This is a genomic window from Edaphosphingomonas laterariae (genome assembly GCF_900188165.1).
In the GTDB taxonomy this organism is placed as follows: domain Bacteria; phylum Pseudomonadota; class Alphaproteobacteria; order Sphingomonadales; family Sphingomonadaceae; genus Sphingomonas_E; species Sphingomonas_E laterariae.
The window spans coordinates 20,022-39,934 of record NZ_FZOS01000016.1 but is presented as its reverse complement, the minus strand read 5'-3'; the positions used below and the strand labels follow the sequence as shown (position 1 = coordinate 39,934).

Genomic DNA, 19,913 nt, shown 5'->3' with positions numbered 1-19,913 from the left:
ACACGCACTCATATCGACCAGTCGGCAGGTGCGCCAGCACCCGCCGGCTTATTGGCATTGCCCGGGAAGCCGACCATGGATCGTGACATTCGCCTCAAGCGCCTCCGTTTCCGCGCCTGGCACCGCGGCACGCGGGAAGCCGATTATATGGTCGGCGGCTTCTTCGATCATCATTCGGCCAGCTGGGGCGAGGCCGAGATGGACTGGTTCGAAGCCTTTATGGAGGAACAGGACGTCGACATCATGGCCTGGGCCATGGGTGTGGAGCCCGTGCCCGCGCAATGGCAGGGGCCGATGATGGAGGCGCTGATGCGGCTCGATTATATCGAGGTGCTGAAATGACGGCGACGCCGCCGGGGCCACGGCACCTGCATCGCATCGCGGTGCCTATCGCCGTGGCCATGGACGGCATTCGCCGCCGATGACTGATATCCAGCGCATCCTGAAGGCGGATCGGCCGCTCACCCTCGCCGGCGTCGCGGCGGGCTTCCTGCCCTGGTTGCTGGCCGATCTGGCACGGGCCTGCGGCGGGCGCAAGGATGGCGGCCGGGCGGTGTTCGTGGCGCCGGACGATGCCGCGCTGCGCGCCATTGCCGATGCCGCGGCTTATTTCGCGCCCGAAGTGGAAGTGCTTCAATTCCCCGCCTGGGATTGCCTGCCTTATGACCGCGCCTCGCCTTCGCTGCGCGCGACATCGCAGCGGCTGGCGACGCTCCACGCGCTCCAGCGCAAGGCGGATCGGCCGCAATTGCTGCTGACCACCGTCAACGCCGCCACCCAGCGCACGCTCACCCCCTTCCGCATCCGCCAGCTCGTCGCCCGCCTCGCGCCCGGCGAGCGAATCGATCGCGATGCGCTGGCGCTCCTCCTCCAGGCCAATGGCTATGTCCGCACCGATACCGTGGCCGATGCCGGCGAATTCGCGGTGCGCGGCGGCCTGCTCGATCTCTTTCCCTCGGGCGAGGAACTGGCCCTGCGCCTCGATTTCTTCGGTGACGAGATTGAAAGCGTCCGCCGGTTCGATCCGGCCGACCAGCGCACGGTGGACCGGATCGACGGCTTCACCCTGCTCCCCGCGTCCGAGGCGCTGCTGGATGAGGAAAGCATCAAGCGCTTCCGCACGCGCTATCGCGAAGCCTTTGGCGCCACCGCCACCGGCGATCCGCTCTATCAGGCGATTTCGGACGGCCGCCGGCTGGCCGGCATGGAACATTGGCTGCCCTTCCTCGAAGATCGCCTCGCCACCCTGTTCGATCATCTGCGCGACGACGACATCATCGTCCGCGATGCAGGTGACGAAGGCGCGGCCGACGCCCGGTTCGAAGCGATCGCCGATTATCACGCCAATCGCGTCCGGGCGCAGTCCTCCGATCCGGGCAGCTATCGCCCGATCGACCCCAAGACGCTCTATCTGGCGATCGACGAATGGCAGGCTGCGATCGCCGACCGGCCGATCCACCTGATCACGCCGTTCCACGAGCCGGAAAGCGCCAGCGTACTTGATTTCGGGGTCGATGGCCCGCGCGATTTCGCGCCCGAGCGCGCCCAGAATCTCAACATCTATGAAGCCGTTACCGAACATGTCGAGGCGCTGACGCGTGGCGGCCGCAAGGTCGTCCTCGCCAGCTATTCGGGCGGCGCACGCGAACGGCTTGGCGGGCTGCTGAAGGATCACGGCCTGGCCGGCGCCGCCCCCGCCGATAGCTGGCAGGAAGCGCAGGGCATCGCCGCGCGCGGCACCGTTGCGCTCGCCGTCGTCGCGCTCGATCACGGCTTCACCACGCCCGACATGGCGGTGCTGACCGAACAGGACATGCTGGGCGATCGGCTCGTCCGCCGCGCCAAGCGCAAGAAATCCGCCGACGCCTTCATGGCCGAACTGGCGACGCTCAGCCCCGGCGATCTCGTGGTCCACGCCGATCACGGCATCGGCCGTTATGAAGGGCTGATGTCGATCCCGGTCGGCACCAGCCCGCACGATTGCGTCGCGCTCAGCTATGCCGGCGGCGACAAGCTCTACGTGCCGGTCGAAAATATCGACGTCCTGTCGCGCTATGGCGCGGAGACGGAAGGCGCGGCGCTCGACAAGCTGGGCGGCGTCGCCTGGCAGGCGCGCAAGGCGCGGATGAAGGAACGCATCCGCGAAATCGCGGGTGAACTGATCGCCACCGCCGCCGCGCGCGCGCTGCGCCCGGCCGACGTGGCCGAAACCGATAGCGGCAGCTATCCCGCCTTCGTCGATCGCTTCCCCTATCAGGAAACCGACGATCAGGATCGCGCGATCGGCGACGTGCTGGACGATCTGGCCAAGGGCACGCCGATGGATCGCCTCGTCTGCGGCGATGTCGGCTTCGGCAAGACCGAAGTGGCGTTGCGCGCCGCCTTCGTCGCGGCGATGGCAGGCATGCAGGTGGCGGTGGTGGTGCCCACCACGCTGCTCGCCCGCCAGCATTTCACCAATTTCGTCGAACGCTTCCAGGGTTTCCCGATCAATATCGGCCGCCTGTCGCGGCTGGTGCCGGCAGCCGAGGCGAAGAGAACCAAGGAAGGACTGACCGACGGGTCGATCGACATCGTCGTCGGCACCCATGCGGTGATCGCCAAGGCCGTCGAATTCAAGCGGCTCGGCCTCGTCATCGTCGACGAGGAACAGCGCTTTGGTGTCGTCCACAAGGAACGGCTGAAGGCGATGAAGTCGGACGTCCATGTCCTCACCCTCACCGCCACGCCGATCCCGCGCACCCTGCAGATGGCGATGTCGGGCCTGCGCGAATTGTCCGTCATCCAGACCCCACCGGTCGATCGCCTGGCGGTGCGCACCTATGTGATGCCGTGGGATCCGGTGGTGCTGCGCGAAGCCCTGCTGCGCGAACATTATCGCGGCGGGCAGAGCTTCTTCGTCGCCCCGCGCATCAAGGATCTACCCGATATCGAGGAGTTCCTGCGCAAGGAGGTTCCCGAGGTCCGCTATGTCGTGGCGCACGGCCAGATGAGCCCGACCGAGGTGGAGGAGCGGATGTCCGCCTTCTACGACAAGAAGTTCGAGGTGCTCTTGTCCACCACGATCGTCGAAAGCGGGCTCGATATTCCCAGCGCCAACACGCTGATCATCCACCGCGCGGATCGCTTCGGCCTCGCCCAGCTTTACCAGCTGCGCGGGCGCGTCGGCCGATCGAAGACCCGCGCCTACGCCTATTTCACCACGCCCGCGACGCGCACGATCACCGAAGCCGCGATGAAGCGGCTGCACGTGCTGTCCGATCTCGATTCGCTTGGCGCGGGCTTCCAGCTCGCCAGCCACGATCTCGATATTCGCGGCGCCGGCAACCTGCTCGGCGACGAACAATCGGGCCATATCAAGGAAGTCGGCTTCGAACTCTACCAGTCGATGCTGGAAGACGCGATCATGGAGGCCAAGGCCGGCGGGCTCAGGGAAGCCGCCGTCTCGACCCGCGATCTTTCGCCGCAGATCAACGTCGACGCGCCGATCCTCATTCCCGAGGAATATGTGCCCGATCTCGATCTGCGCATGGGCCTCTATCGCCGCATGAACGAGCTGGAAAACGCAACCGAGATCGAGGCGTTCGCGGCCGAGTTGATCGATCGTTTCGGCAAGCTGCCCGAACCGACGCAGAACCTGCTGTCGGTGATCCAGACCAAGCTCAACTGCCGCAAGGCGCATGTCGCGAAGCTCGATGCCGGGCCGCGCGGCGCGCTCGTCACCTTCTTCAACGACAGCTTCCCCGATCCGGCGGGCCTGATCGCTTATGCCCAGCGCCTGCAGGGCACGGCCAAGCTGCGGCCAGACAACAAGCTGGTCATCACCCGCCCCTGGCCCGACGCCAAGGCGCGGCTCAATGGCGCGCTCCAGCTATCCAAGGGTCTCGCCAAGATCCTGCGCTGATCGCGGCCGCTCCGCAGCTCGCCAGCGGCCGGGCATATGCATCGGAGCGTGCAATAAAGTGCGGGCCGGGGGTCGCCCCCCGGCCCGCTCCTGCATCCGCCCTTCACCCCGGCGGGAATTGATTCCGGGGCGCGGGCGAAACCCTTGGTCAGGCCCCCATTGCTCAGGCCCTTTTTGCTCAGGCCCCCTCGTTCAAGCCAGCGCCGCCGGGCGCTCGCGCCGGCGCATCGCGCCGCCGACAAGGCCGAAACCGGCGATCATCATCGCCCAGGTCGCGGGCTCGGGCACCGGGCCCGGCGCGCTGGGCGTCACGCTGTTGACCTTGAGCTGCTTGAGCTTGAAGCCGTCGAGCTTGTCGAGATCGGTGAAGCTGGCGCCGACGAACAGCAGATTGCCTTGTTCGTTCAGCCCGTTGATATCGCGCAAGCCGGCCGTGCCCGACGCGGCCTGGAACGGATTGAACAGCGCATCCACCGACGCCCAGTTGGCGAAGTTCAGCCCCGACGAAAAAGGCGTGGCGCTGTTGCCCACCATGATCGTGGCATCGCTGTCGGTCTCGCGGCCGATCTTGTAGGGCGAGAAATAGGCCTGATCCACCTCGACCACCTGATCGAACTGGAACACGATAAAGTCGAAACCGTCCTTATTGTCGACGGTGTGGGAATTGCCGCTTTGGCCGCTGCCTTCCTTGCTGTTGGTGACGCCAAGGCCGTTCGAATAGGCGCCGAGATAGGCGCTCTGCACCGTGCTGCCTGTGGCCGACGCCCGCCGCCAGGCCGTCGCCTTCACGTTGATCGTCGTCGAACCCGACGTTGCCGAGAATGTCCGGACATTGCCGTCCGTGCCGTCGAGATAGCTGTTACCCGTCAGGTTGAAGGTGAGCAGCGCCGCCGAAGCCGATGCCGGAACCGCCGCCACTGCCAGCGCCGCAGCGCCGATCATGATCGATTTGAAGCCCACCATGAAACGCCCCCCAAACAACCATCCGGAATCGATCCGGCTTTCACGGATGGTATTTGCAAATGGGGGGCCAATCCACGCGAATTACGGAATTGCGTGTCTCATAATGGTAAACAACCTTCTGAAACCCAAAGCGAATGTAAAGTAATTCGACACCGAATCGCGCCGAACGCCATCACCAATAGGGTTTCGAATCCCAATAGGAATACATGGGTGTTTCACTTTCACGGATGCGATCGGTGGCATCGAGGTCGAGGCTCGGCGCATCCTCGATCTGTTCGCGCGTCACGTCGGCCACATAGCCGTGGCGGCCCGCATCATAAGTGATCTTGTCCCACGGCAACGGGTGGACGTGGCTACCGATGCCGAACAGCCCGCCGAACTGCAGCACGGCATAGGCGACCTGCCCGGTCGTCTTGTGGATCATCACCGCGTGGATCGTGCCCAGCTTGTCACCCTGCGGCGAATATACCGGCGTGCCTTCGACGCGGGCGGAGGAAATCAGTTCGTGGCTCTGGTCCATCGCTGTGGTCATGTCTGTCATGGCGACCTCCCAAGGAAGTGTCCCGCTCATGCCAGTCGCGGCCCGTCCCCTCGGCGAAGCCGCGCTGGGGGTGCGATATTATGCGCCTTTTACCCCGCGATTTCCAGTTTCGGACACGGCAAAAGACGCCGCATGGGCCCCCACCCACACGGCGTCAGGTTGTCCACCCTTCTGGGAGAAGCGAGGATCCCTGGATCCCCTTGGATGGAGCCGGATGCGATCAGCCGCGGAAGGCGTCGTAGGTCCATTCCCAGTCGCCCAGCGCCGGGCCGTCCTGGAAACCGAACTCCTCGCGAATGTCGGCGATCTGCCAGTCCAGATAATCTTCCCAGCGGATCATGAAGAAGGGCTTCTTCTGCTTGGCGCCCACCGCATAGCCGCGCGCCATGCCTTCCAGCAGCGTCGGCAGCACATTGGGATAATGCAGGCCCGCGCGGCTGACCGAGGTCGACATCAGGATCGAGCCATAAGCGTTCAGCTCGTGGACGAAATCGCCCTGAAAATAGTTGGAATTGGCGATGGTGTTGGCGGCGATCAGCGCGATTTCGCCCACCGGGCTCGGATCGAGGCCCGTCACCATATGTTCGATATCGTGGTTCTGCACCCGGCGCTTCACCAGATATTCGAAATCATTGGCCGGCGCGCCGGTATACATGAAGTCGATATCCAGGCCGCTCTTGACGATGAAATCGTGCATCAGCGAACCCAGCGTGCCGGGCTTGCAGCCTTCCACCAGCTCGGCGGTGAAGTTGGACAGGAAACGCGCGTCCAGCCATTCGGCGAATTCGGGAATCCGTGCCTTTTCGGCCGCCAGCGCGCCGAAGACATGGCCATAATCCGTCACCTCGCCAAAGGCGCGGCTCAGCTGCGGGATCAGATAGGCGGCCGGCAGGTCGTGCCCGTCGCGCTTCAGCCCGAACTGGGCATAGACATCGCGGAACAGCGGGTTGTTGAGATATTTCGAGTTGCTGATCAGCACGCTCGACGTGGGCGGTTCGGCCGCGCCCATCAGATAGGATGCTTCGTCCTTGTTCAGCTCGATCGGCTTGTTCATCGCCCTCTCCTGGCTTGTCTTTTTCAACCCATGAATTTCGGATCGCGCACGTCGAGCACCGTCCACGGGTGCCCGACGAGCGCATCGACGCTGGCCACGCCGGCCAGCGCCAGCACGTCGACCGCCTCGTCCGCATTGATGTGCACCTGCGATCGGCCGCCATTGGGAAAGGTCAGCTCGATCGCCACCGCCGCCTCGCCATCATGCGTGGCGGTCAGCTGCACGCGCGATATGGTGGCGGTCACCCTGCGCTCCTAAGCCCTCACCCCGCGCGCGGCGGCTCGATGAAGATCACGTCGGTGGGCGTGATCGCGCCCACCGGGCGGAAGGCCACATAGAGGTTCCAGCTCTTCAGCATGTTCACCGCATCCTCGAGCGGCGTTCCCGCCAGTTCGCGGGTCGCGATGCTTTCCCAGCTGTCGCCCGGCTTGGGCTGGATGAAGTTGCGGCGGGGCGCGATGCGGACGGCGTTGTTGGTCATGTCTCTCGCTCCCTTCAGGCGGCCATCGGCACGATCGCGCCGGTGCGGGCTTCGGTATAGCCACCGTCGCGGCTGTAGGCGCGGCGGCCGTTGACGAACACCTGCTCGATGCCGGCGGCGCGGCGGATGTAGCGGAAGCCATCCGCCGGAAGATCGTCGACCGAGATTTCCGGGCCGCGATCAATCGCCGCGGGGTCGAAGATCACGAGGTCCGCCGCATAGCCCGGCTTCAGCAGGCCGCGATCCTTGATTCCCCACAGATTGGCGATGTCCCAGGTCAGCTTGTGCACCGCCTGCTCGACCGACAGCGTCTTGTGGCCGCGCACATATTGGCTGAACAGGTAGCCGGTGTCGCCATAAGTGGAAAAGTTGGTGACATGCGCGCCGCCGTCGCCCGCACCGATGCCGATCAGCGGCTCGGCCAGGAAATTGGCGATCTTCGCGGTGTCATTATGGCCCAGCGCCTCCAGGCCATAGGATGTCTGGAGATCGTCCTCGAGCGCGACGTCGATGATCGCCTCGGCGATGTGGCAGCCGCGTTCGGCGGCGATGTCGCGGATCGTGCGGCCTTCCAGATGCTTGCTGTTCGGTCCCGGCCGCTTCACGAAGGCGTCGGCGAAGTCGATCTGCAGGCCGATCGGCATCATGAAATGCTCGATCTCGGCCTTAAGCTTGGCGCGATGTTCGGGATCGCGCAGCGCGGCGAGCTTCTGATCGTGCGGCATCAAGGTCGTCGCCCACCAGCTCGGCAGCGTCGCGAAGGTGGACATCGGCGCCGTCAGGTCGAACGACAGGTCGATCGGGCGGGTCTGCATCTGCGGCACGACGCGCGCGCCATGCGCGGTCTGCAGCTTGATACGCTCCAGCGCGATCCCGCACAGTTCCGGCGCGGCATTGCTGTCGAACAGCGGCGAGAAGGTGGTGGAGATCCCATGCTTGCGCGAAAGATCGGCCAGAATGTCGATCCGCGCGCACAGCAGGTCCGCATCCCAGAATTCGGGCACGATCTGCAGGATCGCGCCGAATTCGCCCAGCACGGCGCACAGCGCGTCCAGTTCCTTGGGCTCGGCGAGACGCGCGGGCACCGGGCGATTTTCATGGTCGATATCGACCCACGAACCGCTCATGCCGATCGCGCCGGCGCGCAGGCATTCGCGCAGCGCTTCCTGCATCGCCGCGATTTCATCGTCGGTGGCGGCCCGTTCGCGGGCGTCGTCGCCCATCACCCACAAGCGGATCAGGCTGTGGCCCACGGCGGGCGCGACGTTGATGCCAAGCCCGCCACGGATCGCATCGACATATTCGCCGAACGTCTCCCACTTCCAGGTCAGGCCCGCGTCGAACGCGTTCTTGGGCATTTCCTCGATCTTGCGGAAGGTGGCGCCCAGCAATTCGCGATGCTCGGCACGCAGCGGCGCCAGGCTCAGCGAACAATTGCCGGGGACGATCGTGGTGATGCCATGCTCCAGCGAAGGCTGGGCAAGGCCATCCCACACCAGCTGCGCGTCATAATGGGTGTGCGGATCAATGAAGCCGGGGGCGACCACAAGCCCCTTGGCGTCCACCACTTCGGCGGCATCGCCGCTCACCTCGCCCACCGCGACGATACGGCCGCCGCGCACGCCGACATCGCCGGTGAAGCTGGGGCCGCCGGAACCGTCACACACGCGCGCGTTCCGGATGATGAGATCGAGCGACATCAAATGCATCCTCTACCTAGTGACCACGAATCACCGGCGCGATCTCAAGGCCGCGCTCGATGCGTTCGATATTACGATACAGACTGCACCATATATGACAAGTGCAGATTCGACGGAATGCAGCAATGCCACCGATCCGGCGGCCGAACGCACCTAAGCCGCTGCCGTGCTGCGCCTTTGGCGTTCGCAAGCAAAACTATATTGGAATCACTACTAGATTAGTAGACTAAATCCATGCCCACCAGCCAAGGCGCTGGCGGGCCTCCGGTGAGTGGCTGTCGCCGGGCGGATGTGCGCGTCCGCAAGAAGGGCCCGCGGCTTTTGATGGGAAGCAGCTTGCTCCGCGTAACCAACGGCTAAAGCGCACGAAGGTTCGGCCCGCTCAACCGGACGTCGTGATCCCGCGAATGCGAGGAGATGATATGCGACGGCTATGTCCATTCCCGACCAGATGACGGCCTGACGGCCGACTGACCAACCCGATCAAGAACGCACGACCGTGCGCGCCCTTTGGCGTGCGCGAATGGAAGCGGCTGCCCTGCGAAGGCGCCGCGGGGGACGAACACGCATGCCTATTCGACGTGACTATAAGACGAAATTGGGGTTCCATATTGCGGCGAGCGCGACCGCGCTTGCGTTGATCGCACCATCGCCGGCCCAGGCCGGGGACGCTGCCGCGCCGGCGGAAGCGGCTGGCCCGGAGGCGGCGGCTGGCGCGGAATTGCTCGCCGCCACCGAAATCCTGGTAACGGCCCGCCGCCGCGAGGAACGCGCGCAGGACGTGCCGATCGCGCTCAACGCCATCGGTGCCGACACGCTGGAACGCACCGGCACCTTCACCATCAACCAGGTTCAGCAGCTCGTGCCCAGCCTGCAGGTGTTCAGCTTCAACCCGCGCAACACCAACATCAACATCCGCGGCCTCGGCAGCAATGTCGCGCTCACCAATGACGGGCTGGAAAACGGCGTCGGCGTCTATGTCGACCAGGTCTATTATGGCCGCGTCGGCACGTCGCAGTTCGACCTTGTCGACCTCGATCGCATCGAGGTGCTGCGCGGGCCGCAGGGCACCTTGTTCGGCAAGAACACGACCGCTGGCGCGATCAACATCAGCAGCCGCCTGCCCAGCTTCACCCCCGAATTTTCGGGCGAGTTGAGCCTCGGCGATCGCGGCTATCATCAGGTCCGCGGATCGGCGTCGGCACCGCTGATCGACGACAAGCTGGCCTTCCGGCTGAGCATCGCCGACACGCACCGCGACGGTTTCCTCGACAATGTCAGGACCGGCCGCAAAGCGCAGGATTATGACAATTTCTCGGTGCGCGGCCAGCTTCTGGCGACACCCACCGAGGCGCTTTCGATCCGGCTGATCGCGGACTTTTCCCGCCAGCGGCTCAACTGCTGCATCGGCGTGATCGCGGATGTCTTCACCGCCTATGACAATGGCAGCCCGATCCCCAACAGCTTCGCCGATCGCGTCACCCGCGCCGGCTACACGCCGCTGCCCGCCGATCCGTTCGCGCGCAAGACGGATGCGGACTCGGATTTCCATGCCGACATGTATGGCTATGGCTTTTCGGGACAGATCGACTGGGATCTCGGTCCCGTCGCGCTGACCAGCATCACCGCCTATCGCCGCTGGCACTGGAACCCGGCCAATGACGGCGATTCCATCGGCCTGCCGATCATCACGCTGGCCGAGCAAGCCAATCGTCAGCGCCAGTTCAGCCAGGAATTGCGGATCGCTTCGACGGGCGAGAACATCGTCGATTACGTCGCCGGGCTCTATTATTTCGACCAGACGGTGAACGGCTATGGCGCCACCGGCTATGGCCCGGCGGCCCCCAACTGGTTCCTGCCCACCGTCCCGGCGGCACTTGGCAATGCCGCGCTCAACGGCTTCGTCGCGCGATCGACGTCGACGCCACAGACCAAGAGCTATGCCGCCTTCGCGCAAGCGACCTGGAACGCCACGGACGCGCTCAGCGTCACCGCCGGCCTGCGCTTCACCCATGAGGACAAGACCGGCACCTATACGCAGGTGCAGGAAGGGGCGGACCTGAGCGCCCTGCCCCCGGCACTGGCCGCTGCGGCCCAGCAGATCCGCAACAGCTTCGGCCCCGCGACGGATTATACCGCCAGGCGCAAGGACGACAGCCTCTCCGGCACGATCAACATCGCCTACAAGATCGCGCCCGACGTGCTGGGTTACGCCACCTATTCGCGCGGCAACAAATCGGGCGGGCTGAATCTCGCCGCGCTGCCGCCCGGCGTGCCGACGACGGTGAAGCCCGAAAAGGTCAACAATTACGAAATCGGCATCAAGAGCGAGTTTCTCGACCGTCAGGTGACGCTGAACCTCGCCGCCTTCTGGACCGATGTCGGCAATTACCAGACGGCGATCCTGGACATGCTGCCGTCTTCGGTGACGTTCGTCCAATATATCGCCAATGCCGGGAAGGTGCGGTCGCGCGGTGTGGAGGCGGATGCGGCCTATGCGCCCAACGACCTGATCAGCTTCACGGCATCGGCCGCCTATACCGACGCCGAATATCGCGATTATCCCAACGGCCCGGCGCCGGTGGAAAGCGGCCTTGCCGTCGCGGACCTGAGCGGACAGCCGCTCGCGGGCGTGCCGAAGTTCACCTACGCGCTGGGCGCCGACGTCGCCCAGCCGATCGGATCGGTGCAGCTCTACGGCCATGCCGATTATTCGCACCGGTCATCGTTTTACACGGCGGTCAGCAACTCGCGCTTCTCGAAGGTCGACGGCTACGGCCTCGTCAATCTGCGCGTCGGCGTCCGCAGCGAGGATCGTCGGTGGGACGCGTCCCTCTGGACCAAGAACCTGTTCGACAAGGATTATTTCCAGACCCTCACGCCAGGCAACACCGGCCTCGTCACCGGCCTGACGGGCGATCCCCGCACGGTCGGCGCGACGCTGCGCACCAGCTTCTAGGAGGTGGACCATGGCGACAGCCATCAATAGCGACCTGTGGCGGACAAGCGGAGCGGCAGCGGCAGCCACCGCCCCGCCGGATCGGCTGCCGCCGGGCAGACTGCTGGCTTTCTCCGCAGTGGCGCTGCCCGTCGCCGCCGCGCAGATGCCGCTCAACGTCTATCTGCCCGCGATCTTCGCGCAGCATTATGGCGTGCCGCTGGCGGTGCTCGGCACCATCTTCCTGATCGAGAAGATCTGGGGGGCGATCGCCGATCCGATCATCGGAACGCTGAGCGATCGGACGCGCAGCCGCTTCGGCCGCCGCCGCATCTGGATCGCCGCCGGCGGCGCGGTGTTCGGCCTGTCGGCCTTGCTGCTCTTCTTCCCGTTGTGGGGCGTGACGCCGCTCTATCTCGGCCTCGTCCTGTTCGCTTTCTATCTCGGCTGGTCGATGATCCAGATCCCCTTCCTCGCATGGTCGGGGGAGATATCGCACGACTATAATGAGCGGACGCGGGTGGCGACCTATCAGCTTGTCGTCGGCTCCGCCGCTTTGCTGCTCGTGCTCGTGCTGCCGACGCTGGTCGATCAGGTCCGGCCGGGCGACGGGCCGCTCAAGCTCGGCGTGATGGGTGGCCTGCTGCTGGTGACGCTGGTGCCGTCGCTGGTGCTCACGCTGCGCGCCTTTCCCGAGCCGCCTTTGCCAGAGGCGCCGGCGCAACGCCTGCCGTTCGGCAAGGCGGTGCGGCTGGTCGCATCCAACCGGCTGCTGATGCGGATATTGGCGTCCGACTTCGCGGTGACGCTGGGCCAGAATATCCGGGGCACGCTCTTCGTCTTCTTCGTCAGCGCCTATATGGGGCTGCCGCACTGGGCGAGCGGGCTTTTCCTGCTGCAATTCATCTTCGGCATCAGCGCCGGGCCGATCTGGATGAAGATCGGCTACCGCCTCGGCAAGCATCGCGCCGCCGTGGCCGGGGAACTGGTGCAGGTCGCCATCAACCTTGGCCTGCTGTTCGTCATGCCTGGCCAGCTCGGGCTGCTCGTCGCGCTCACCGTGGCGCAGGGCTTCGCGCAGGGTTCGGGCAATCTCATGCTGCGTTCGATGGTGGCGGACGTCGCCGACGCGCATCGCCTGGCGACCGGCGAGGATCGCACCGCGCTGTTCTATTCGGTGTTCAGCATTTCGATGAAGGCGGCGATGGCTGCGGCGGTGGGCATCGCGCTGCCACTCGTGGCGTGGCTCGGCTTCGATCCGGCTTCGCCATCCAACTCGCCGGACGCACTCAAAGGGCTGCTGTTGGTCTTCGCGCTCGGCCCCGCGCTCGCCCACCTCGCTTCCGCCGTCTTGGTCCACGGCTTCCCGCTGGATGCCGCCGCCCATGCCCGCATCCGCGCATCGCTCGATCAGCGCGACACCACCCCCAACCCCATCCAAGCCTGAAGGAGCCAATCATGACATTGCCCGTAATCGAGCTGAAGGAAGCAGAAAGCCTGTTCGACATCCGGCCGCTCCAACCCAGCCTGGGTGCCGAAATCAGCGGCATCGACCTCGCGGAGCCGCTGGACGACCATCGCCTCGGCGCACTTCAGGCCGCCCTGCTCCACTATCGCGTGCTGTTCTTCCGCGATCAGGACATTACGCGCGAACAGCAGATCGCCTTCGGCGCGGCCTTTGGCGAGCTGGAGGTTCACCCCGTCTTCTCGCTGCCGGATTATCCGCAAATCCTGCCGCTCATCTCCCGCGATTTCGTCGGCAAATATCGCGCCACGCCGGACAGCAACTGGCATGCCGACACGACCTTCCGGCCCGAGCCGTCAGCGGCGTCGATCCTGCGTGCGCGGGTATCGCCGTCGCTGGGCGGCGATACCGTCTTCGCCAATGCCGTCGCCGCCTATGAATCGCTGCCCGAAGCGGTGCGCGAGCGGATCGACGGGCTGACCGCGATCCACGATCCGAGCATTTTCATCCAGTTCCTCGACAGCGAGGAGAAGAAGGACGCGCTGCGCTCCCAATATCCCGAAGTCGAGCATCCCGTGGTGCGCATCCACCCGGAAACGGGCGAGAAGCTGCTCTACGTCAATTCGGTCTTCACCCGCCGCATCAAGGGGCTGGAACAACAAGAGAGCAACCGTCTGCTCGCGCTGCTGTTCAACCAGTTCAAGCGGCCGGAATTCCAGGTGCGGTGGAGCTGGCGCCCCCATTCCATCGCCTTCTGGGACAATCGCGCGACCCAGCATTACGCCGTGCCCGATTACAATGAGCCGCGCCACATGGAGCGCGTGACGATCGTCGGTGACCGCCCGATCGGCCCTTCCCGGACCCGCTGACCCCACTTTCAAGGAGACTTGCCATGACCGCCATTCATCAGCGTTTCGTCAATGCCCGCGAAGTCGATAGCGCGCTCGATATCGTCCCCGTCGCCGGGCGCATCGGCGCCGAGATCCGCGGCGTCGCCTTGTCGGGCGATCTGGACGACGCCACCATCGCGGCGATCCGCACGGCGCTCGTGCGCCACAAGGTGATCTTCTTTCGCGACCAGTTCGCGCTGGACGACGCCCGGCAGGAGGCCTTTGCCGAACGGCTGGGCAAGCCGGTTGCCCACCCGACCGTGCCCGTGGCGGAAGGATCACGCTTCCTGCTCGAGCTCGACTCCCGCGAAGGCTATGCCGCGTCGAGCTGGCACACCGACGTGACCTTCGTGCCGGCCTATCCCGAAGCCTCCATCCTGCGCGCGATCGTCATCCCGGAAGCGGGCGGCGACACATTATGGGCGAACACCGCCACCGCTTATGAGGATCTGCCCGACGCGCTGAAGCTGCTGGTCAACGATCTGAAGGCGATCCACACCAATCTCTATGATTACGCCGCCGTCTTCGCCAACGCGCCCAAGGAAGATGCCGAACGCTACAAGGCGGTGTTCGCGTCCACCGTTTACGAAACCGAACATCCCGTCGTCCGCGTCCACCCCGAATCCGGCGAACGCGTGCTTCTGCTCGGCCATTTCATCAAGCAGTTCGTCGGGCTGAACCGCGCGGATTCCGAACGGCTGTTCGCCATCCTGCAAGATCACGTCATCAAGCCGGAAAACACCGTCCGCTGGCGCTGGCGTGAAGGCGACGTCGCGATCTGGGACAATCGCGCCACGCAGCATCGCGCGATCGCGGATTTCGGCCTGCAACGCCGCCATCTGCGCCGCGCCACGATCGCCGGCACTGTGCCGGTCGGCATCGACGGCCAGGAAAGCCGCCTGCTGAAGCCCGAGCGTTCGACCGAAGCCACCGCATGAAGCGCTGCGCGGGGTGCCGCAACAAAGGCGCCCCGCGTCCGAACTGACGCCGTCAGTCCCCTCGCCCCGTGAGGCAGGCCTATTCGTGAATGAGGCACTTTTAATTGGGTACGACACAACGGGATGGAATGGTGGGCGGTGAGGGTTTCGAACCCCCGACCCTCTCGGTGTAAACGAGATGCTCTACCGCTGAGCTAACCGCCCACGTCCCGTGCAGACGCGCCTTTTAGCGGCTTTTGTCCGGCCGCCAAGCCCCCGTTCGTAACATCCGCGCCGTCAGGAAGATTACGTAATCGTCAGGCGGCGTCGCGGCTGTCATCAGGCGCGCGCCGTGGGGGCGTTCTGATGGTCGGCGATTCCTGTCCCGGCCGATCGAATGACACGGTTCGGAATGCGGTACGATCGAGACTATGTGGAACGGCGTTATCGGGAGGAGCGCGATCGGGCGGCCCATGCCGAATGCCCTGAACTTGCCGATATCCACGCCCGGCTGGCCGCCGCGTTCGGCGCCCAGCTGGACATCATCGACCGGCCCGACAGCTTCTATGCCACCGGGCTCGCCATGCGCCGCGCCGCCGCCAGATAGTTGAGCATCGCTTCCGCCGCATCGTCGGCCAGCGTGATGAACACCCGGCGACCATCCTGCGGATCGGCCACGCGGCGGAAGGTGCCGGCATCGGTGAGCGTCTTGATCCAGCGCAGCGCGGTCGTCGGCGGCACGGCGGCGGCGATGCACAGGCTGGACACCGCGACATCCCGCCGTTCCAGCCGCGCCGCCGTCAGATCGAGCAGCATGTCCCACGCCGGATCGGCGAACAGATCGGGCGCGAAATAGCTGTCGCGCAACCGGCGACCACGGATGATCGAACGCACATAGGCCGCATCCACCTCGCCCGGGGCCGCCGGCGGGCGTTCCGCGGCGGGCCAGCGTTCCGCGCGATAAGACAGGGCCTGCGCGGCGACCGACGACGGCGGCGCGGACGCCGCCCCGTCCCCCTCGTCGGAAATCTGCGCCAGCGCGCGCGCCAGCTGGCTCATCTGTTCGCTCAATTGCTGGAGCTGGGGATAGAGCGCGTGACCCTTGCCGCTGTCGTGGAGCCGGGCCGGTGCCGGCGCCACGGCAAGCGCCAGCGCCGTCGCGAGATCGAGCGGCGATGGCTGGCAGAGCAGCGCAATGCCGGGTTCGTCCAGCATCCCCGCCACGCGATCGATCGCCGCCAGCGGTGCCACCACCAAGGCGGACAGCCCCCGCCCCGCCCGTTCACGCAGCAGCGTGCAGGCATTTTCATCCGCCTCGCCCGGCTCATCCCCCAGCGCCAGCACGACGGTGACGGCGGAAGGCGCGGCGGCCATCCCGTCCAGCGCCGCCGCGTCCAGCCGCCGGCTTTCGATCAGCAACCCAAGCGCACGGGCCGCATCTGCAATATCCGCCAGCGCCAGGGCATCCGCGCCCACGGCAAGCAGCGATGCCGGGCGATAACCGGCGGCGAAGGTGGCGGGCGGGTGGAGAGCGGTCTGATCCATCCCCGATGAAATCCCGCATCATAACGGACAGTTCAAGCTCGTTCCGCATCCGTTCCGGAGAGGACACGCCGACCCGCCCGAAACGGATCGGGCCGTTGCCTCCGTTTTGGAGACAACGGCCCGACCATGTCGCTTTGGGGGCCGCGTATCGCGCGGCCCGCCCGATCAGTGCGCCATCGCCTTGACGATGTCGTCGACCATCTTCTTGGCGTCGGCCAGAAGCATCATCGTGTTGTCCATGTAGAAGACGTCGTTGTCGACGCCGGCATAGCCGACACCGCCCATCGAACGCTTCACGAACAGCACGGTCTTGGCCTTTTCAACGTCGAGCACCGGCATGCCGTAGATCGGCGAGGTCTTGTCGGTCTTGGCCGCCGGGTTGGTGACGTCGTTGGCGCCGATCACGAAGGCCACGTCGGTCTGCGCGAATTCGCCGTTGATGTCTTCCAGCTCGAACACCTCGTCATAAGGCACCGATGCTTCGGCGAGCAGCACGTTCATGTGGCCGGGCATGCGGCCGGCGACCGGGTGGATGGCGTACTTCACCTTCACGCCCTCGGCCTTCAGCAGATCGCCCATTTCGCGCAGCGCGTGCTGTGCCTGGGCGACCGCCATGCCGTAGCCGGGAACGATGATCACCTGTTCGGCCTGCTTCATCAGGAAGGCGGCGTCTTCGGCCGAGCCGCGCTTCCACGGGCGCTGTTCCTTGGCTTCGCCACCGGCCGACGCGGCTTCGGCACCGAAGCCGCCCGCGATCACCGAGATGAAGCTGCGGTTCATCGCCTTGCACATGATGTAGCTGAGGATCGCGCCCGACGAACCGACGAGCGCGCCGGTGACGATCATCGCGGTGTTGTGCAGCGTGAAGCCCATCGCCGCGGCGGCCCAGCCCGAATAGGAATTGAGCATCGAAACGACGACCGGCATGTCGGCGCCGCCGATCGGGATGATCAGCAGGAAGCCGATGACGAAGCTGAACGCCGTCACGGTCCAGAACACCCACGGGCTCTGATCGGTCAGGAAGTAACCGACAAGGCCGAGGATCGCGGCAAGCGTGCCGAGGTTGATCACATGGCGCGCCGGCAGCATGATCGGCTTGCCGCTCATATTGCCGTTGAGCTTGAGGAACGCGATCACCGAGCCCGAGAAGGTGATCGCACCGATGGCGATGCCCAGGCCCATTTCGACCCGGCTGACCTTCAGGATCTCCCCCGTCGCCGCGTCGAGAATGCCGAAAGCGCCGGGGTTGAGATAGGCGGCAGCGGCCACCAGCACGGCGGCAAGGCCGACGAGCGAGTGGAAGGCCGCCACGAGCTGCGGCATCGCCGTCATGGCGATGCGCTTGGCGATCACATAGCCGATGCCGCCGCCAACCGCGATGGCGATGGCGATTTCGATCAGCCCGGTATTGTGCAGGATCAGCGTCGTCGCGACGGCGATCAGCATGCCGATCATGCCGAAGCGATTGCCCCGGCGCGAGCTGGTGGGGCTGGAAAGCCCGCGCAGCGCGAGAATGAACAGCACACCCGACACCAGATAAGCGAGCGCGGCCCAGCCCGGCACCGCGATATGTTCGGCCGCAGCATGGGCTACGGTGGTAGCGGCTTCGGTCATCTTACTTTATCCCCCTCGTCGCGTCGCGCGACGGCAGAGCCCGCCCCTTCCGCCGGAAGGGGAAGCCATTTCAGGCGAAAGGCCTCAGCCCTTCTTTTCCTTCTTCTTGTACATCGCCAGCATGCGTTCGGTGACCGCGAAGCCGCCGAAGATGTTGACGCTGGCCAGCGCCACCGCGACCAGGCCGAGCCATTTCGCGCCCGGGGCCTCGGTTGCCGCCGCCGCGATCAGCGCGCCGACGATGATGACCGAAGAAATCGCGTTGGTGACGGCCATCAGCGGCGTGTGCAGCGCCGGCGTCACCGACCAGACGACGTAATAGCCCACGAAGCAGGCCAGCACGAAGATCGACAGGATCGATATGAAGTCCATTGGGCTATCCCCTTTGCCCCTTTGCCGTCATGCCAGCCCGGGCTGGCATCTCGCGAGGGCCGGGTACGCCCCCTTCGAGACCCCGGCTTGCACCGGGGTGACGCGATTTCCTCAGCCCAGCAAACGCTGGTTGACGACCTTGCCGCCCTGCGTCAGCCGGACGCCCTGCGTGATCTCGTCCTCATCGGGCAGCACCGGGCCACCCTTCTCCTTGTCCCAGAATGCGGACAGGAAGTTGTAGAGGTTGCGCGCGAACAGCGCCGACGCGTCGGCGGCCATCCGGCCCGGCACGTTGCGGAAGCCGACGATCTTCACGCCATGCTTTTCAACGATCTCGCCGGCGACGGCGCCTTCGACATTGCCGCCCTGTTCGACGGCAAGATCGACGATCACGCTGCCCGGCCGCATCGTCGCGAGCTGGGCGTCCGTAATCAGGCGCGGCGCGGGCCGGCCCGGGATCAAGGCGGTGGTGATCACGATGTCCTGCTTGGCGAGGTGGCTGGACACCAGCTCGGCCTGCGCCTTCTTATATTCGTCGGACATTTCTGTGGCATAGCCGCCCGAACCTTCGCCTTCGATGCCGGCAACGCTTTCCACGAAGATCGGCTTGGCGCCGAGCGACATGATCTGTTCCTTGGTCGCCGAACGCACGTCAGTGGCCGACACCTGCGCGCCCAGGCGGCGCGCGGTGGCGATCGCCTGGAGGCCTGCGACGCCGACGCCCATGATGAAGGCCCGCGCGGCCGAAACCGTGCCCGCCGCCGTCATCATCATCGGGAAGGCGCGGCCATAGACCGACGCCGCATCCACCACGGCCTTGTAACCGGCGAGGTTCGACTGCGACGACAGGATGTCCATCGACTGCGCACGCGTGATGCGCGGCATGAATTCCATCGCCAGCGCATCAATGTTGAGCTTGGCATAGTCGTCGATGCGCGCGCGCTCGCCAAAGGGGTTAAGGCCCGCGGCCAGCCAGGCACCGGGCTTCACGCCCGCCAGCGAGGCCGGATCCGGCCCCTGCACGCCCAGCAGGATATCGGCATCCTTCAGCACGCTCGCGCGATCGCCCACCGTCGCGCCGGCGACGGCATAATCGGCATCGGCGATATTCGCGCCAATCCCCGCCCCGGCTTCCACGGCCAGCGTGGCGCCCAGGCTTGCGAACTTCTTCACCGTTTCCGGCGTCGCGGCAACACGGGGCTCACCCGCTGCGGTCTCCTTGAGGACCGCGATCTTCACGCCCGCCACTGGTCAGTTGGCGATCAGATAGATGACGACGGCAGCGGCGATCACCGAAATGATCGTGCCAATCTTCAAAAGTGAAAGGAAACCACCGTAGGTGCCTTCATGCGCCTTCATATCGTTCTTGGCGCCGTTCGTTTCCGCCATTTTGTTTCCCCCAAGGGTCCACGAATGGGTTGCGCCATAACGCCACATCCCCCCAGCCTCAACCCACGAACGGCTTTGGCGGCACAAGCAACGCGCGTGTCTCCTTAAGCGTAGCTTTACCGGACTCGATTAATAGCGCG

At 65.4% G+C, this 19,913-nt stretch carries 18 protein-coding genes and 1 tRNA gene; 7 read left to right on the top strand and 12 right to left on the bottom strand.

The genetic code is table 11. The features are described 5' to 3' along the window. Positions 1-75 precede the first annotated feature (75 nt). Together CHB74_RS13950 and mfd are read left to right on the top strand one after the other, a co-directional pair. Positions 76-342 (top strand): FAD assembly factor SdhE, encoded by a 267-nt coding sequence (locus CHB74_RS13950; protein ID WP_089220244.1) that lies wholly within the window; start codon positions 76-78, stop codon positions 340-342. 79 nt (positions 343-421) lie between these two features. Further along, positions 422-3,904 carry a transcription-repair coupling factor gene (gene mfd / locus CHB74_RS13945; protein WP_089220243.1) on the top strand — a complete coding sequence of 1,161 codons (3,483 nt, stop codon included), beginning with the start codon at positions 422-424 and terminating at the stop codon, positions 3,902-3,904. Between the two features lie 192 nt (positions 3,905-4,096). Here the strand turns inward: mfd and CHB74_RS22465 are convergent, their stop codons facing one another. The 6 genes from CHB74_RS22465 to CHB74_RS13915 all read right to left on the bottom strand — a co-directional run bounded on the left by CHB74_RS22465 (position 4,097) and on the right by CHB74_RS13915 (position 8,643). Further along, entirely contained in the window at positions 4,097-4,867 is a 771-nt protein-coding gene (locus CHB74_RS22465; protein WP_245842927.1) for a PEPxxWA-CTERM sorting domain-containing protein, read from the bottom strand. A 172-nt stretch (positions 4,868-5,039) separates the two neighbouring features. After that, positions 5,040-5,408 (bottom strand): PRC-barrel domain-containing protein, encoded by a 369-nt coding sequence (locus CHB74_RS13935; RefSeq protein ID WP_245842926.1) that lies wholly within the window; start codon positions 5,406-5,408, stop codon positions 5,040-5,042. Positions 5,409-5,628: 220 nt separating this feature from the next. Next, positions 5,629-6,462, bottom strand: a complete 834-nt coding sequence (locus CHB74_RS13930; RefSeq protein ID WP_089220241.1) for a Coq4 family protein — start codon at positions 6,460-6,462, stop codon at positions 5,629-5,631. Positions 6,463-6,485: 23 nt separating this feature from the next. Next, positions 6,486-6,707: a hypothetical protein gene (locus CHB74_RS13925; protein ID WP_089220240.1), complete on the bottom strand. Its 222-nt coding sequence runs from the start codon at positions 6,705-6,707 to the stop codon at positions 6,486-6,488. A 17-nt stretch (positions 6,708-6,724) separates the two neighbouring features. Next, positions 6,725-6,943, bottom strand: a complete 219-nt coding sequence (locus CHB74_RS13920; RefSeq protein ID WP_089220239.1) for a hypothetical protein — start codon at positions 6,941-6,943, stop codon at positions 6,725-6,727. A gap of 14 nt (positions 6,944-6,957) precedes the next feature. Then, the gene (locus CHB74_RS13915) at positions 6,958-8,643 is read right to left on the bottom strand and encodes an N-acyl-D-amino-acid deacylase family protein (RefSeq protein WP_089220283.1); all 1,686 of its coding nucleotides are present in this window, start codon (positions 8,641-8,643) and stop codon (positions 6,958-6,960) included. Positions 8,644-9,211: 568 nt separating this feature from the next. Here CHB74_RS13915 and CHB74_RS13910 point away from each other — a divergent pair. Genes CHB74_RS13910 through CHB74_RS13895 form a run of 4 tightly spaced genes read left to right on the top strand, consistent with a single transcriptional unit; the run spans position 9,212 to position 14,874 of the window. Further along, positions 9,212-11,602: a TonB-dependent receptor gene (locus CHB74_RS13910; protein WP_089220238.1), complete on the top strand. Its 2,391-nt coding sequence runs from the start codon at positions 9,212-9,214 to the stop codon at positions 11,600-11,602. Between the two features lie 10 nt (positions 11,603-11,612). Then, a complete protein-coding gene (locus CHB74_RS13905; protein ID WP_089220237.1) occupies positions 11,613-13,028 on the top strand; it encodes an MFS transporter in 1,416 nt (471 codons plus the stop codon). Between the two features lie 11 nt (positions 13,029-13,039). Then, positions 13,040-13,915, top strand: coding sequence for a TauD/TfdA dioxygenase family protein (locus tag CHB74_RS13900; protein WP_089220236.1), 876 nt, complete (start codon positions 13,040-13,042; stop codon positions 13,913-13,915). A gap of 23 nt (positions 13,916-13,938) precedes the next feature. Then, positions 13,939-14,874 carry a TauD/TfdA dioxygenase family protein gene (locus CHB74_RS13895; protein WP_089220235.1) on the top strand — a complete coding sequence of 312 codons (936 nt, stop codon included), beginning with the start codon at positions 13,939-13,941 and terminating at the stop codon, positions 14,872-14,874. A gap of 129 nt (positions 14,875-15,003) precedes the next feature. On the opposite strand, the gene CHB74_RS13890 is transcribed toward CHB74_RS13895, so the two are convergent. Further along, positions 15,004-15,078, bottom strand: a tRNA-Val gene (locus CHB74_RS13890). A gap of 187 nt (positions 15,079-15,265) precedes the next feature. Between CHB74_RS13890 and CHB74_RS13885 the strand changes: the two genes are divergently transcribed. Next, positions 15,266-15,460: a hypothetical protein gene (locus CHB74_RS13885; protein WP_089220234.1), complete on the top strand. Its 195-nt coding sequence runs from the start codon at positions 15,266-15,268 to the stop codon at positions 15,458-15,460. Here the strand turns inward: CHB74_RS13885 and CHB74_RS13880 are convergent. The 5 genes from CHB74_RS13880 to CHB74_RS13860 all read right to left on the bottom strand — a co-directional run bounded on the left by CHB74_RS13880 (position 15,418) and on the right by CHB74_RS13860 (position 19,773). Next, entirely contained in the window at positions 15,418-16,398 is a 981-nt protein-coding gene (locus tag CHB74_RS13880; RefSeq protein WP_089220233.1) for a helix-turn-helix domain-containing protein, read from the bottom strand. The two genes, CHB74_RS13885 and CHB74_RS13880, sit on opposite strands and share 43 nt — an antisense overlap. A gap of 165 nt (positions 16,399-16,563) precedes the next feature. After that, the gene (locus tag CHB74_RS13875) at positions 16,564-18,012 is read right to left on the bottom strand and encodes an NAD(P)(+) transhydrogenase (Re/Si-specific) subunit beta (RefSeq protein ID WP_089220232.1); all 1,449 of its coding nucleotides are present in this window, start codon (positions 18,010-18,012) and stop codon (positions 16,564-16,566) included. A gap of 84 nt (positions 18,013-18,096) precedes the next feature. Continuing rightward, on the bottom strand, positions 18,097-18,384 hold the full coding sequence (locus CHB74_RS13870; protein WP_089220231.1) for an NAD(P) transhydrogenase subunit alpha part 2: 288 nt from the start codon (positions 18,382-18,384) through the stop codon (positions 18,097-18,099). Between the two features lie 111 nt (positions 18,385-18,495). Then, positions 18,496-19,623: an NAD(P) transhydrogenase subunit alpha gene (locus tag CHB74_RS13865; RefSeq protein ID WP_089220282.1), complete on the bottom strand. Its 1,128-nt coding sequence runs from the start codon at positions 19,621-19,623 to the stop codon at positions 18,496-18,498. A gap of 12 nt (positions 19,624-19,635) precedes the next feature. Continuing rightward, positions 19,636-19,773 carry an aa3-type cytochrome c oxidase subunit IV gene (locus tag CHB74_RS13860; protein ID WP_089220230.1) on the bottom strand — a complete coding sequence of 46 codons (138 nt, stop codon included), beginning with the start codon at positions 19,771-19,773 and terminating at the stop codon, positions 19,636-19,638. Between the last annotated feature and the right edge of the window lie 140 nt (positions 19,774-19,913).